This window comes from Pseudomonas sp. P97.38 (assembly GCF_001269745.1).
Lineage (GTDB): Bacteria > Pseudomonadota > Gammaproteobacteria > Pseudomonadales > Pseudomonadaceae > Aquipseudomonas > Aquipseudomonas chlororaphis_E.
This window is the reverse complement of the sequence record NZ_LHVJ01000017.1, coordinates 79,311-92,560: the sequence shown is the minus strand read 5'-3', so window position 1 is coordinate 92,560 and position 13,250 is coordinate 79,311. Positions and strand designations below refer to the sequence as shown.

General features: G+C 63.1%; 12 protein-coding genes. 9 read left to right on the top strand and 3 right to left on the bottom strand.

What is annotated here, in order from left to right; all coding sequences use genetic code 11:
• Window positions 1-69: 69 nt before the first annotated feature.
• The gene (locus tag AD664_RS14265) at window positions 70-912 is read left to right on the top strand and encodes a cache domain-containing protein (protein ID WP_053147405.1); all 843 of its coding nucleotides are present in this window, start codon (window positions 70-72) and stop codon (window positions 910-912) included.
• Window positions 913-1,055: 143 nt separating this feature from the next.
• On the opposite strand, the gene rapA is transcribed toward AD664_RS14265, so the two are convergent.
• Entirely contained in the window at window positions 1,056-3,902 is a 2,847-nt protein-coding gene (gene rapA, locus AD664_RS14260) for an RNA polymerase-associated protein RapA (RefSeq protein ID WP_053147403.1), read from the bottom strand.
• Between the two features lie 249 nt (window positions 3,903-4,151).
• Between rapA and AD664_RS14255 the strand changes: the two genes are divergently transcribed.
• The 3 genes from AD664_RS14255 (at window position 4,152) to ccoM (ending at window position 5,010) form a co-directional block, all read left to right on the top strand.
• Window positions 4,152-4,493 carry a hypothetical protein gene (locus AD664_RS14255; protein WP_042731790.1) on the top strand — a complete coding sequence of 114 codons (342 nt, stop codon included), beginning with the start codon at window positions 4,152-4,154 and terminating at the stop codon, window positions 4,491-4,493.
• A 94-nt stretch (window positions 4,494-4,587) separates the two neighbouring features.
• Window positions 4,588-4,749 carry a hypothetical protein gene (locus AD664_RS27660; RefSeq protein WP_172679726.1) on the top strand — a complete coding sequence of 54 codons (162 nt, stop codon included), beginning with the start codon at window positions 4,588-4,590 and terminating at the stop codon, window positions 4,747-4,749.
• Window positions 4,750-4,893: 144 nt separating this feature from the next.
• Window positions 4,894-5,010, top strand: a complete 117-nt coding sequence (gene ccoM, locus AD664_RS28035; protein ID WP_025212288.1) for a cytochrome c oxidase subunit CcoM — start codon at window positions 4,894-4,896, stop codon at window positions 5,008-5,010.
• A gap of 169 nt (window positions 5,011-5,179) precedes the next feature.
• On the opposite strand, the gene AD664_RS14245 is transcribed toward ccoM, so the two are convergent.
• A complete protein-coding gene (locus tag AD664_RS14245) occupies window positions 5,180-6,655 on the bottom strand; it encodes an inorganic phosphate transporter (protein WP_042731789.1) in 1,476 nt (491 codons plus the stop codon).
• 349 nt (window positions 6,656-7,004) lie between these two features.
• Window positions 7,005-7,220 carry a hypothetical protein gene (locus AD664_RS14240; RefSeq protein ID WP_053147401.1) on the bottom strand — a complete coding sequence of 72 codons (216 nt, stop codon included), beginning with the start codon at window positions 7,218-7,220 and terminating at the stop codon, window positions 7,005-7,007.
• A gap of 553 nt (window positions 7,221-7,773) precedes the next feature.
• Here AD664_RS14240 and pcaR point away from each other — a divergent pair.
• From pcaR to pcaF, 5 genes are all read left to right on the top strand, one after another.
• On the top strand, window positions 7,774-8,616 hold the full coding sequence (gene pcaR / locus AD664_RS14235; RefSeq protein WP_042731787.1) for a pca regulon transcriptional regulator PcaR: 843 nt from the start codon (window positions 7,774-7,776) through the stop codon (window positions 8,614-8,616).
• A gap of 147 nt (window positions 8,617-8,763) precedes the next feature.
• Window positions 8,764-10,110, top strand: coding sequence for an MFS transporter (locus AD664_RS14230; RefSeq protein ID WP_053147399.1), 1,347 nt, complete (start codon window positions 8,764-8,766; stop codon window positions 10,108-10,110).
• Between the two features lie 293 nt (window positions 10,111-10,403).
• Window positions 10,404-11,264 (top strand): CoA transferase subunit A, encoded by an 861-nt coding sequence (locus tag AD664_RS14225; protein ID WP_053147397.1) that lies wholly within the window; start codon window positions 10,404-10,406, stop codon window positions 11,262-11,264.
• A complete protein-coding gene (locus AD664_RS14220) occupies window positions 11,261-12,040 on the top strand; it encodes a CoA-transferase subunit beta (RefSeq protein WP_053147395.1) in 780 nt (259 codons plus the stop codon). The genes AD664_RS14225 and AD664_RS14220 overlap by 4 nt, the downstream gene beginning before the upstream one ends.
• The gene (gene pcaF, locus AD664_RS14215; protein ID WP_053147393.1) at window positions 12,040-13,242 is read left to right on the top strand and encodes a 3-oxoadipyl-CoA thiolase; all 1,203 of its coding nucleotides are present in this window, start codon (window positions 12,040-12,042) and stop codon (window positions 13,240-13,242) included. The genes AD664_RS14220 and pcaF overlap by 1 nt, the downstream gene beginning before the upstream one ends.
• Window positions 13,243-13,250 lie beyond the last annotated feature (8 nt).

Genomic DNA, 13,250 nt, shown 5'->3' with positions numbered 1-13,250 from the left:
GCTGAATGCTTCCACATCAGCCCATGCCAGCTACTCTCTTGAAATACCCACAAGAACGAGGGCGCGCGTATGGGGTGTTTCCGCAAGATGGCCTGGCTGGGCGCAGTGTTGTTACTGGGGCTGACGCAAGTGCATGCCGCGACGCAAGAGGACGGCCAGGCGGCCCGGGCGTTGCTGGAGAAGGCCTTGGCCTATTACCACGATAACGGCGACAAGGCTTTTGCTGCGTTCAGTCGCCAAGGGGAATTCGTCGATCAGGACCGCTACGTCTTTGTGGTGGACACTCGGGGCGTGATGCTCGCCAGTGGCGGGCCTTCCTCGGCGCTGATCGGGCGGGACGTTTCCGAAATGCTCGGGCCTGACCTGCGCAAAGCGTTCAAGGATGCCCTGAAGACTCCCGAGGCCAGTGGTATCCAGCAGGCCGAGTATCGCTGGCAGAACTGGGCGGACGGCAAGGTCGAGCGCAAGCATGTGTACTTCCAGCGGGTTGGCGAGCGAATCCTCGCGGTCGGCTATTACTTGCCACGGGCCTCGGCCGATCAGGCCCGGGCGTTGCTGGACAAAGCCTCCAGCGACCTGCAGAAGGACGAGAAAGCCACGCTGACGGCGATCAACGCCCTCAAGGGTGGCTACTTGCAGGATGACCTGTATGTCTTCGTGGTGGATTTGGTAACCCAGCGCTATGTCGCCCACGGCACCAATCTGCGGTTGGTCAACACCGATTTCGCCAAGGTCAGGGATCCAGCAGGCAAGCCGGTGGGCGAACCGATCCTGGCCATGATCGGCAAGCAGCCGACCGGGGAGTACGCCTATCGCTGGAAGAACCCGGTCACTGGCAAGGTCGAGGACAAGCACGCGTACCTGAGGAAGGTCGGGCATTTCCTGGTGGCGGTGGGGTACTACAGCCCGTGAAACGAAGCGCTGGACATCGTGGCGAGGGCGCATGTCCTCGCTGGAGTGCGCAGCGCTCCCCAGGAAAGGGGGCCGCTTCGCAGCCCAGCGGGAGCAAGCTCCCTCGCCACAGGTGAATCCAGGCAGCCTTCAGCCAGTGGCAATCAACCTGCCACCAGCACCCGGATCGCTTCCAGGCGCAACGCCGCCTTCTCCAGCATCGCCAGTCCCTGTTCGCGCTGTTGGCGCAGCGCTACCAGCTCGCTGTCGCGCACGGTCGGGTTGACCGCTTGCAGGGCGCTCAGGCGTGCCAGTTCTTCGTCGGTATCGGCCGCCAGGCGGCGTTGGGCCTCGGCCACGCGCTCGGCGTGACGCGGGGCGACTTTCTCTTCACCGGCGTTGATCCGTGGCGTGAGCTGGTCGCGCTGGGCCTGGATGAACTTGTTGGCGCTGGCGCGAGGCACGCTTTCGAGCTGGTCGTTCAGGGTGTCGAACGAGACCCGGGCGGCCAGGTCGTTGCCGTTGGTATCGAGCAGGCAGCGCAGGGCGGCCGGGGGCAGGTAGCGGCCCAGTTGCAGCGAACGCGGGGCGACCACCTCGCTGACGTAGAGCAGCTCCAGCAGCACCGTGCCAGGCTTGAGCGCCTTGTTCTTGATCAGCGCCACGGCGGTGTTGCCCATGGAGCCCGACAGCACCAGGTCCATGCCGCCTTGCACCATCGGGTGCTCCCAGGTGATGAACTGCATGTCTTCGCGCGACAGCGCCTGGTTGCGATCGTAGGTGATGGTCACGCCTTCGTCGTCGCCGAGCGGGAAGCTGGCGTCGAGCATCTTTTCACTCGGCTTGAGGATCAGCGCGTTTTCCGAATGGTCCTCGCTGTCGATGCCAAAGGCGTCGAACAGGGTTTCCATGTAGATCGGCAGGGCGAACTGGTCGTCCTGTTCGAGAATGGCTTCCACCAGCGCGTCGCCTTCACCGGCACCACCGGAGTTGAGCTCCAGCAAGCGGTCGCGACCGGTGTGCAGCTCGGTCTCCAGGCGCTCGCGTTCGGCGCGGGCCTCGTCGATCAGCGTTTGCCACTGGCCATCGTCGGCCTCTTCCAGCAACGGCAGCAGGCGCGGGCCGAACTGGTGCTGCAGGGCGTTGCCGGTCGGGCAGGTGTTGAGGAAAGCGTTCAGCGCCTCGTGGTACCACTGGAACAGACGCTCCTGCGGACTGGTTTCCAGGAACGGCACGTGCAGCTCGATGGTGTGCTTCTGGCCGATCCGGTCGAGACGGCCGATCCGCTGTTCCAGCAGGTCGGGGTGGGAGGGCAGGTCGAACAGCACCAGGTGATGGGCGAACTGGAAGTTGCGCCCTTCACTGCCGATTTCCGAGCAGATCAGCACCTGAGCGCCAAACTCTTCGTCGGCGAAGTACGCGGCGGCACGGTCGCGCTCGAGGATGTTCATGCCCTCGTGGAACACCGTGGCCGGGATCCCGGAACGCACGCGCAGGGCGTCTTCCAGGTCCATGGCGGTTTCGGCGTGGGCGCAGATCACCAGCACCTTGGTGCGCTTGAGCATTTTCAGCTGGTCGATCAGCCACTCCACGCGCGGGTCGAACTTCCACCAGCGTTCTTCGTCATTGGCGTCCGGCTGCGCCTGGAAGCTGACTTCCGGGTACAGGTCGGCGTGATCGCCCAGCGGCAATTCGAGGTATTCGTCCGGGCACGGCAGCGGGTAGGCGTGCAGCTTGCGCTCCGGGAAGCCCTGCACGGCGGCGCGGGTGTTGCGAAACAGCACGCGGCCGGTGCCGTGGCGGTCCAGCAGTTCGCGCACCAGGCGGGCACTGGCTTGGACATCGCCATCGTTGACGGCGGTCAGCAAGGCTTCGCCTTCGTTGCCCAGGAAACCGAGGATGGTCTGGTGGGCTTGCGGCGAGAGACGGCCCTTGTCCAGCAGCTCCTGCACGGCTTCGGCCACCGGGCGATAGTTTTCGCTCTCGGCGCGGAAGGCCTTGAGGTCATGGAAGCGGTTCGGGTCCAGCAGGCGCAGACGGGCGAAGTGGCTGTCCTGTCCCAGTTGTTCCGGGGTCGCGGTGAGCAGCAGCACGCCGGGGATGGTTTCGGCCAGTTGCTCGACCAGCGCGTACTGCGGGCTGACCTGGTCCTCGTGCCACACCAGGTGATGCGCTTCGTCGACCACCATCAGGTCCCAGCCGGCGGCGAACAGCGCGTCCTGGGCCTTCTCGTCGTCCACCAGCCATTCCAGCGCCACCAGGGCCAGTTGGGTGTCTTCGAACGGGTTGCTGGCATCGCTTTCAATGAAGCGTTCTTCGTCGAACAGCGCGACCTGCAGGTTGAAGCGTCGGCGCATTTCCACCAGCCATTGGTGCTGGAGGTTTTCCGGCACCAGGATCAGGACACGGCTGGCACGGCCGGACAGCAGTTGACGGTGGATGACCAGGCCGGCTTCGATGGTCTTGCCCAGCCCCACTTCGTCCGCCAGCAAGACGCGCGGTGCAATGCGGTCGGCCACTTCGCGAGCGATGTGCAGTTGGTGGGCGATGGGTTGGGCGCGCACGCCGCCAAGGCCCCAGAGCGAAGACTGCAACTGGCGGCTGGTGTGTTCCAGGGTGTGGTAGCGCAGGGAGAACCAGGCCAGCGGGTCGATCTGGCCGGCGAACAGGCGGTCGCTGGCGAGGCGGAACTGGATGAAGTTCGACAGTTGGGTTTCCGGCAGGGTCACGACTTCGTTCTGCCCGTTGAGGCCGTGGTAGACCAGCAATCCATCGACATCGTCGACTTCACGTACGGTCATCTTCCAACCTTCGAAGTGAGTGATCACGTCGCCCGGCGAAAACCGTACACGAGTGAGGGGCGCATTCCGTAGCGCGTACTGGCGAGTGTCGCCAGTGGCCGGATAGAGCACGGTCAACAAGCGGCCATCCTGTGCCAGAACGGTGCCTAAACCCAGCTCGGCTTCGCTGTCACTGATCCAGCGTTGCCCCGGTTGATACTGCTGCGCCATGCTGCCTGACTCCCGCCTTGAAAAAGCCGGTTATCTTAACGGAATGATCCTTCAGACCAAAGGATTTACGTACACGGCCCCTCGACAGCAAGGCGATTTGTCACCTGACGGCAGGGAACTTAAGCGTGCTCAACGATCAAACAGGCTCGGCCCCGGCTTTTTGTTGCAATGCCAACTGGGTCACAAGTTTCGGACCGGCGGTTCAAGCTGCGGCGCACGCCGCCGACAACCTGAAGACAGGAGACCTTTATGTTGCTACCTACGCTCCCTTTGAGCACCGTGCCCGTCACCGCGCAGCAGGATCCGGTTCGTCCACGACCGGACATACCGCCCGTGGTCCCGGTGCAGCAGAGCTCCAGCGAGAGCACCATCGACCTGCAAAAGCGCGATCCGGAAGAGGGGGCGTTATTGCTGCGCGAGGAGCAACGTCGCCAGCAGGAACGCGACCGCCGTCGCCGCGAAGCCGACGAAGACCCCGAGGAACACCTGGCCGTACCGGGCACCGAGCTCAACGCCGATAACACCGTGCCCGTGGTGCCGCTGATGGAAGAAGAATCGCGCCAGGGCCTGTGGGTCGATATCCAGATCTGACCCAGCCATTGGCCGACGTACGCAGGCTGGTCAACGCCGCCAACAGCCCGCATCATGGGCGCATCCGACTTTCACTGCACGATGCCGACACGCCATGAGCCAAGACGCCAAACTGATCGACCTCAGCGCTGAGCGCGCCAAGCGCGTTCATGACCTCAACGACAAGCGCCTCAACGAAGTCCGCCAGGCTTTCGAGCAAGCGATGCCTTTGGCCAAGCCGAAGAAAAAGCCGAAAAACAAACCGAAAAAGCGTTGAACCCCTTCGATCCATTGATGCAGATCAGTTATTTCCCCACCTTTTCGCCCCGTTGCGGGCGTTATTGACCCCGGTCAATTTCCATCCAGGCCTGATTGGTTAACTTGAACCCATCGCAACAGGGACGAGACCAGGAGGCCAGTCATGTTTTTCGATAATGTGGTGTTTGCCGGAGTGTTGACGGTCGGCCTCATGTTCGTGTTCTTCGCAGGGTTTGGATTATTCATCTGGAAAGACGCCCACAAGCGCAAAAAACCATAGGTCTTTCCGGTTACAACGAGCACGCAAGGCATTTTGGGCGACTTCGGTCGCCCTTTTTTTTTTGCGCAAAATTCCCGCCCCATGCACCCGCTTCCACAGGGGATAACGTTTCAGGCAAAAAAAAAGGTGCGACCCGCCAGGATCGCACCTTTTTTTCAAGCCGCTGGAATCAGCTGCCCAAGGCTTTCGACGCCAGCCAGAACAACCCGGCCGACAGTGCCACTGTCGCGGGCAGGGTCAGCACCCAGGCCAGGAGGATGTTGCGCACCGTGCCACCTTGCAGGCCGCTCTTGTTGGCGACCATGGTGCCGGCCACGCCCGAGGACAGCACGTGAGTGGTGGAAACCGGCAGGCTGAAGATGTTCGCCATGCCGATCATGCACGCGGCGGTGATCTGTGCCGACATGCCCTGGGCGTAGGTCATGCCTTGCTTGCCGATCTTCTCGCCGATGGTCAGTACCACGCGCTTCCAGCCAACCATGGTACCCAGGCCCAACGCCAGGGCTACCGCCAGGATCACCCAGAACGGGGCGTATTCGGTGGTGGTCGTAAGGTCCTTGCGCAGCTTGTTCAGGTCGTCCTTCTCACGTGCCGCCAGGTTAGGCAACTTGCCCACCTTCTTCGCCGTGTCGTCCAGGCAGAGCAGGTAGCGACGTACTTCAATGCGGCTTTCCGACGGCAGCGAATGGTAGTCCGACACGCCCTTGAGGGTATCGAGCAGCGCGTTGATGGTCGGTTCTGTCTGCTGCGGGTTGCAGCGGAATTTCTCCGGCAGGTCGCCTTCCACGCTCTTGCCCAGGGCAAGGAATTCGCCCAGCGACTCACTGTTGCGTGTGTAGAACTGGCTCAGGTGCAAGGTCGCGTCGCGGGTCCGTTCGATCTGGTAGGTGGTGCTGCCCAGGTCGAGGACGAATTGCGCGGGCACGATGCCGATCAGCACCAGCATGATCAGGCCGATGCCTTTCTGGCCATCGTTGGAGCCGTGGACGAAGCTGACGGCCATGGCCGAGATCACCAGGACCAGGCGGTTCCAGAACGGCGGGTGCTTCTTGTCGTCGATCTTGCGGCGCTGTTCCGGCGTCTTGTGCATCTTCGACAGCGGGCGCCACCATTTCAGGCCGATCAGCACTAGGGCGGCTATCAGGAAACCGGCCATGGGCGAGAACACCAGGGACGCGGCGATATCGATCGCCTTCTGCCAGTTCACGCCGTCGGCCAGGGGGATATCGTTGATCAGCGCGTTGGCCAGGCCCACGCCGAGGATCGAGCCGATCAGGGTGTGGGAGCTGGAAGCCGGGATACCGAAGTACCAGGTGCCCAGGTTCCAGGTGATGGCCGCCGCGAGCAGCGAGAACACCATGGCCAACCCGTGGCCGGTGTTCACGTTGATCAGCAGCTCCACGGGCAGCAAGTGGACGATGGCGTACGCCACCCCCACACCGCCCAGCAGCACACCGAGAAAATTGAACACCCCGGAAAAGAACACCGCCAGGTGCGGCGGCATCGCTTTGGTGTAGATAACAGTGGCAACCGCGTTAGCGGTGTCATGAAAGCCGTTGATGAACTCGAAGGCGAGGACAAAAGCCAGGGCGAGCAAGAGGCTCACAAGCACCCAAGCATCCAGTCCGCTGAATAAATCGATCATGAAGGTTTTCTGACCCGGTCGTAAGGGGGCGCGATTATGCCAGAAAACCTCGGTAATCGATGCACTGCCTGCTCATCGGTAACATTCTTCAACGAAATAATTTGTAGGAAACCCTTCGGGACGAAGGGCCCCATGGGGGGCGCAACCCTTTGATTTCGGGGCGCAAAGCGCAGCGACGGGGGTGGCCGGAATGGTGAAACTCACCCCCAGAGCTGTATGAAATTTCTGAAAGAAGGTCGGCCTCGACCGCTCACGACCGGCGGTCGCGAGGCGCTGGCAGCCCGCTTGTGGCGGGCGTGCGGTATCAGCCTGCGGCCTGGGTGTGGGCCGCCATCCTTCGACAAACCCCTCAGGCGTCGGGCATCAAATGCTCTTCGGCCTTGAGTTCCTTTTCCATCTTTTGAAGTTCCTGGGTAAAAGCCTGGTCTTGAACGGTGGCGCGTTTACGCCAGGGTTTGCGTTCCGGTTCAGGTTGCGCGGCGTAGGTGGTGATTTCTCCGCCGTAAACTTCCTTGTAACGTTGTTCCTGGCGCTCAAGTTCCGCGCGCAGTTCGTCTTTCGTCACAGTTGTACCTAATTAATTGAAATTTATTCTGGTGATACGCACTGCATGTCGTCATGCAGACGGCCACGGCACCAGAGCTGACAGCTGACGTAGCATCAGGGGTTCGTGTTGTTGCCGTTACGGGGAAGCGGCCATCAGGCGCTTCGGGCACCGCAGCTTGGCTACAGTGCCGGCGGACGATAGCGGTTGAAAGCCGTACCGTCGCTGAAGCGCATTATAGCGGTCCCGTCGAATAACACTATCGGCAAAAGTTAAAGGGGGTTGTTCTAGTGTGAATCATTATTTGTAGAGGCAACTTAAACGCCGCGGGTTTTCCACAGGCGTCGATATCCTGACGCCGGCGGGTTCGACAAGTTCAATAAAACTCCTACCTGAAGAACGGCCCGCACTGTTTGCCAACTTTGTATCGGATCCGAAATGAAAGGACCGATCGACGACCGTGCATTGCGATTATCGGTCGCCGGTTCGATAATCGCACGCTGTTGGCGGCCGCCGCTTGCCGGCCTGTCAAGCTGCGGCTTGTAATAGCCCTCCACCCGGGGAAGGACCAGACATGAACGACCAATTGCGCAACGCCTTCACTTCAGTCGCGCCACCGATCGTGGCCTCTGCGGCCAAGCGGATCCAGGCCCTGACCGGTGACCCGGACTTCATGACCTCCCTGGCCCGTGGGCTGGCCGTGGTGCAGGCCTTCCAGGAGCGCAAGCGGCATCTGACCATCGCTCAGATCAGCCACCGTACGGAAATTCCCCGGGCGGCCGTCCGCCGCTGCCTGCATACCTTGATCAAGCTTGGCTACGCCACCACGGACGGGCGCACCTATTCACTGCTGCCCAAAGTGCTCACCCTCGGTCACGCCTACTTGTCCTCGACGCCCCTGGCCGTTTCCGCGCAGCCGTACCTGGACCGCATGAGCGAGCAGCTGCATGAAGCCTGCAACATGGCCACCCTCGAGGGCGACGACATCCTCTACATCGCCCGATCGGCCACCACTCAGCGATTGATCTCGGTGGACCTGTCGGTCGGCGGGCGGCTGCCGGCCTATTGCACGTCCATGGGACGGATTCTGCTGGCGGCGCTGGACGATGCGTCGCTGCGCGATTACCTCGATCATGCCGACCTGCAAGCCAAGACCAGCCGCACCCTGCACACCCCCCAGGCCCTGCTCGAATGCCTGCAACAGGTGCGGCAACAGGGCTGGTGCATTGTCGACCAGGAATTGGAGCAGGGCCTGCGCTCGATTGCCGTGCCGGTGTACGACGCTTCCGGCCAAGTGGTGGCGGCGTTGAACGTCAGCACCCATGCCGGGCGCGTCAGCCGCAACGAGCTGGAGCAACGGTTCCTGCCTGGTTTGCTGGGGGCCAGTCGCGACCTGAGCGCGCAGTTGTTCACCTAAGTGTTCGATAAACGCACACAGTCGCTTGCGGTGAATTGACGGTGTTTGTCCGGCCTCATTAATGTCGCGCCAGCGTCATCCGGCGTGCTGGAGCCTCCTGCTCCGGCCATGGGTGGGCGACTCGACACAATAATAATGAGAGACACGATGAACCAGCCACAGACCTCCGTAGGCCACTGCCTCGACGTGCAGTCCTTCATCAATGCCCAGCCCATCTCGCGCTACCAGTGGCGGGTAGTGATCCTCTGTTTCCTGATTGTTTTCCTCGACGGCCTGGACACGGCAGCCATGGGCTTCATCGCTCCGGCCCTGTCCCAGGATTGGGGAATCGACCGCGCCAGCCTGGGCCCGGTGATGAGTGCCGCGCTGATCGGCATGGTTTTCGGCGCACTCGGTTCCGGGCCCTTGGCTGACCGCTTCGGGCGCAAAGTGGTGCTGGTGGGCGCGGTCCTGCTGTTTGGCGCGTTCAGCCTGGCTTCGGCCTACAGCACCAACGTCGACCAACTGCTGGTGCTGCGCTTCCTCACCGGCCTGGGCTTGGGGGCCGGGATGCCCAACGCCACCACCTTGCTGTCCGAATACACCCCCGAACGCAAGAAATCGCTGTTGGTGACCAGCATGTTCTGCGGCTTCAACCTCGGCATGGCCGGCGGCGGGTTCATTTCCGCGAAGCTGATCCCGGCGTTCGGCTGGCACAGCCTGTTGCTGATCGGCGGGATCCTGCCGTTGCTGCTGACGGTCGTGCTGGTGTTCTGGCTGCCGGAGTCGGCGCGTTACCTGGTGGTGCGCAATCGCGGCACCGACAAAGTGCGCAAGACCCTGGCACCCATTGAGCCGCACACGGTTGCCCAGGCCGCGAGCTTCAGTGTGCCGGAACAGAAAACCGTGAAGGCGCGCAACGTGCTGGCGGTGATTTTTTCCGGGACCTACAGCGCCGGCACGCTGCTGCTGTGGCTGACCTATTTCATGGGGCTGGTGATCGTTTACCTGCTGACCAGTTGGCTGCCGACACTGATGCGCGACAGCGGCGCGAGCATGGAGCAGGCCGCGTTCATCGGCGCGTTGTTCCAGTTTGGCGGGGTGTTGAGCGCGGTGGGCGTGGGCTGGGCGATGGACCGGTTCAACCCGCACAAGGTCATCGGCCTGTTCTACCTGATGGCCGGGGTGTTTGCCTACGCGGTCGGGCAGAGCCTGGGCCACATCACTTTGCTCGCGACGCTGGTGCTGGTGGCCGGCATGTGCGTCAACGGCGCGCAATCGGCGATGCCGTCCCTGGCGGCGCGTTTCTACCCGACCCAAGGCCGCGCCACCGGGGTGTCGTGGATGCTCGGCATCGGTCGCTTCGGCGCGATCCTCGGAGCCTGGATGGGGGCGACCTTGCTGGGCCTGGGCTGGAACTTCGAACAGGTGCTGACCGCCCTGGTCATTCCCGCCGCACTGGCTACCACGGCGGTGGTGATCAAGGGGTTGGTCAGCCATGCGGATGCCACTTGAGCGGCTGCGTAAATCCCGGTGGTAATGACTGTGGGAGCGGGCTTGCCCGCGAAGGGGCCGGTACATCCAACATCTTTGCAAGCTGAGCCAGCGCTTTCGCGAGCAAGCCCGCTCCCACAGCAGTTCATCGTTGAACCAATCGTTAGCCAAACAACAATCTGTTCGATAAACGAACACTCAGTCGATTATCGGATTGTTTGGCGTTTTGTCGCGGCTTACTCTTGGGTCACTCCGGCGCTGAACCTCGCGCCTTTTTCTTCATGTCGGTCTACTGGAATACGGGAGCCTGCACCATGGCTGAAATCCTTTCGCTGCACGATGCGGTGAAGCAGTTCGTCAACGACGGCGATACCGTCGCGCTCGAAGGCTTCACTCACCTGATCCCGACCGCAGCGGGTCACGAAATCATTCGTCAGGGCAAGAAAGACCTGACCCTGGTGCGGATGACCCCTGACCTGATCTACGACCAGTTGATCGGTGCCGGTTGCGCGCGCAAGTTGATTTTCTCCTGGGGCGGCAACCCGGGCGTGGGATCGTTGCACCGGCTGCGCGATGCGGTGGAGAAGCAGTGGCCGCGACCGCTGGAGATCGAGGAACACAGCCACGCCGACCTGGCCAATGCCTACGTCGCCGGTGCCTCCGGCCTACCGTTCGCGGTCCTGCGGGCCTATGCGGGTTCCGACCTGCCCAAGGTCAACCCACTGATCAAGAGCGTCACTTGTCCGTTTACCGGGGAAGTGCTGGCCGCCGTGCCGTCGGTGCGCCCGGACATCACCGTGATCCACGCCCAGAAAGCCGACCGCAAGGGCAACGTGCTGTTGTGGGGCATCCTCGGCGTGCAGAAGGAAGCGGCCCTGGCTGCCAAGCGTTGCATCGTCACCGTGGAAGAAATCGTCGACGACCTGAATGCGCCGATGAACGCCTGCGTGCTGCCCACCTGGGCCCTCAGTGCGGTATGCCTGGTACCGGGCGGCGCGCATCCGTCCTACGCCCATGGCTACACCGAACGTGACAACCGTTTCTACCAGGCGTGGGACCCCATCGCCCGCGACCGTGAGACGTTTACCGCCTGGATCGACGAATTCATCCGTGGCACCCAGGATTTCACCGAATTCCAGGCCCGACTGGCTGCCGCTTCGGAGGCGAAACAATGACGTACTCCACCAACGAAATGATGACCGTGGCCGCGGCCCGTCGCTTGAAGAACAACGCCGTGTGTTTTGTCGGCATTGGCCTGCCGTCGAAAGCGGCCAACCTGGCGCGGCTGACGTCGGCACCGGATGTAGTGTTGATCTACGAGTCCGGCCCGATCGGCGCCAAGCCTGGCGTGCTGCCGCTGTCCATTGGCGACGGCGAGCTGGCGGAAACCGCCGACACCGTGGTGCCGACCGGTGAGATCTTTCGCTACTGGTTGCAGGGCGGGCGTATCGACGTCGGCTTCCTGGGCGCAGCCCAGGTCGACCGTTTCGGTAACATCAACACCACGGTGGTGGGGGATTACCACCAGCCCAAAGTCCGTCTGCCAGGTGCCGGTGGCGCACCGGAAATTGCCGGCTCGGCCAAGAGCGTGTTGATCATCCTCAAGCAGTCGGCGCGTTCGTTTGTCGACAAGCTGGACTTCGTCACCTCGGTCGGCCATGGTGAGGGCGGTGATTCACGCAAGCGCCTGGGCCTGCCGGGTGCGGGCCCCGTGGGCATCATCACCGACCTGTGCATCATGGAGCCGGAAGCCGACAGCCATGAGTTCGTGGTCACCGCCTTGCACCCTGGCGTCACCCGCGAGCAGGTCATTGCTGCGACCGGGTGGGCGATCCGCTTCGCCGACCAGGTGCACACCACCGCCGAGCCGACCGACGTGGAGCTGCGCGCCCTGCGCGATCTGGAAGCTCGCACGGCGGCGGCCCACGGCCAGGCACCGGGAGAAGCCTGATGCGCGACGTCTATCTCTGTGATGCGATTCGTACCCCCATCGGCCGCTTCGGCGGTGGCCTGGCCGCTGTGCGCGCCGATGACCTGGCGGCCGTGCCAATCAAGGCACTGATGGCGCGCAACCCGTCGGTGGACTGGGCGGCGGTGGACGAGGTCTTCCTCGGCTGCGCCAACCAGGCCGGCGAGGACAACCGCAACGTCGCGCGCATGGCGCTGTTGCTCGCAGGCCTGCCGGAGAGCATTCCCGGCGTAACCCTCAACCGTCTTTGCGCCTCGGGCATGGACGCCATCGGCACCGCGTTCCGCGCCATTGCCAGCGGCGAGATGGAACTGGCCATCGCCGGCGGCGTGGAGTCGATGTCTCGCGCACCGTTCGTGATGGGCAAGGCCGACGCGGCGTTCTCCCGCAACATGAAGCTGGAAGACACCACCATCGGCTGGCGCTTCATCAACCCGTTGATGAAAGCCCAGTACGGCGTAGACGCGATGCCGCAGACCGCAGACAACGTGGCCGATGACTACGCGGTGTCCCGCGAAGACCAGGATGCCTTCGCCCTGCGCAGCCAGCAGCGCACGGCGGCGGCCCAGGCGGCGGGCTTCTTCGCCGAAGAGATCGTGCCGGTACGGATCGCCCACAAGAAGGGCGAAACCGTGGTCGAGCAGGATGAACACCCGCGCGCCGACACCACGCTTGACGCCTTGGCCAGACTCAAGCCGGTCAACGGCCCGGACAAGACCGTCACCGCCGGCAATGCCTCTGGGGTGAACGACGGTGCGGCGGCGCTGATCCTGGCGTCCGCCGACGCGGTGAAAAAACATGGCCTGACCCCGCGCGCCAAGGTCCTGGGCATGGCCAGTGCCGGCGTGGCGCCGCGGGTCATGGGCATCGGCCCGGTGCCGGCGGTGCGCAAACTCACCGAGCGCCTGGGCCTGGCGGTCGCCGACTTCGATGTGATCGAACTCAATGAGGCCTTCGCCAGCCAGGGCCTGGCGGTGCTGCGCGAATTGGGGCTGGCCGACGATGCGCCTCAGGTCAACCCAAACGGCGGCGCCATCGCGCTCGGTCATCCGTTGGGCATGAGCGGGGCGCGGCTGGTGCTGACGGCGTTGCACCACTTGGAAAAGACCGGCGGCAAGAAAGGCCTGGCGACCATGTGTGTCGGCGTCGGCCAGGGCCTGGCATTGGCTATCGAACGCGTCTGACGCGTCGC

Bases quoted from the DNA above. Each gene is read 5' to 3' on its own strand.
- ccoM (WP_025212288.1), top strand. From the start codon at position 4,894: ATGTTTTTCGATAATGTGGTGTTTGCCGGAGTGTTGACGGTCGGCCTC.
- rapA (WP_053147403.1), bottom strand. From the start codon at position 3,902: ATGGCGCAGCAGTATCAACCGGGGCAACGCTGGATCAGTGACAGCGAA.
- AD664_RS14230 (WP_053147399.1), top strand. From the start codon at position 8,764: ATGAACCAGCCACAGACCTCCGTAGGCCACTGCCTCGACGTGCAGTCC.
- AD664_RS14255 (WP_042731790.1), top strand. From the start codon at position 4,152: ATGTTGCTACCTACGCTCCCTTTGAGCACCGTGCCCGTCACCGCGCAG.
- AD664_RS14220 (WP_053147395.1), top strand. From the start codon at position 11,261: ATGACGTACTCCACCAACGAAATGATGACCGTGGCCGCGGCCCGTCGC.
- AD664_RS14265 (WP_053147405.1), top strand. From the start codon at position 70: ATGGGGTGTTTCCGCAAGATGGCCTGGCTGGGCGCAGTGTTGTTACTG.
- AD664_RS14245 (WP_042731789.1), bottom strand. From the start codon at position 6,655: ATGATCGATTTATTCAGCGGACTGGATGCTTGGGTGCTTGTGAGCCTC.
- pcaR (WP_042731787.1), top strand. From the start codon at position 7,774: ATGAACGACCAATTGCGCAACGCCTTCACTTCAGTCGCGCCACCGATC.
- AD664_RS27660 (WP_172679726.1), top strand. From the start codon at position 4,588: ATGAGCCAAGACGCCAAACTGATCGACCTCAGCGCTGAGCGCGCCAAG.
- AD664_RS14225 (WP_053147397.1), top strand. From the start codon at position 10,404: ATGGCTGAAATCCTTTCGCTGCACGATGCGGTGAAGCAGTTCGTCAAC.
- pcaF (WP_053147393.1), top strand. From the start codon at position 12,040: ATGCGCGACGTCTATCTCTGTGATGCGATTCGTACCCCCATCGGCCGC.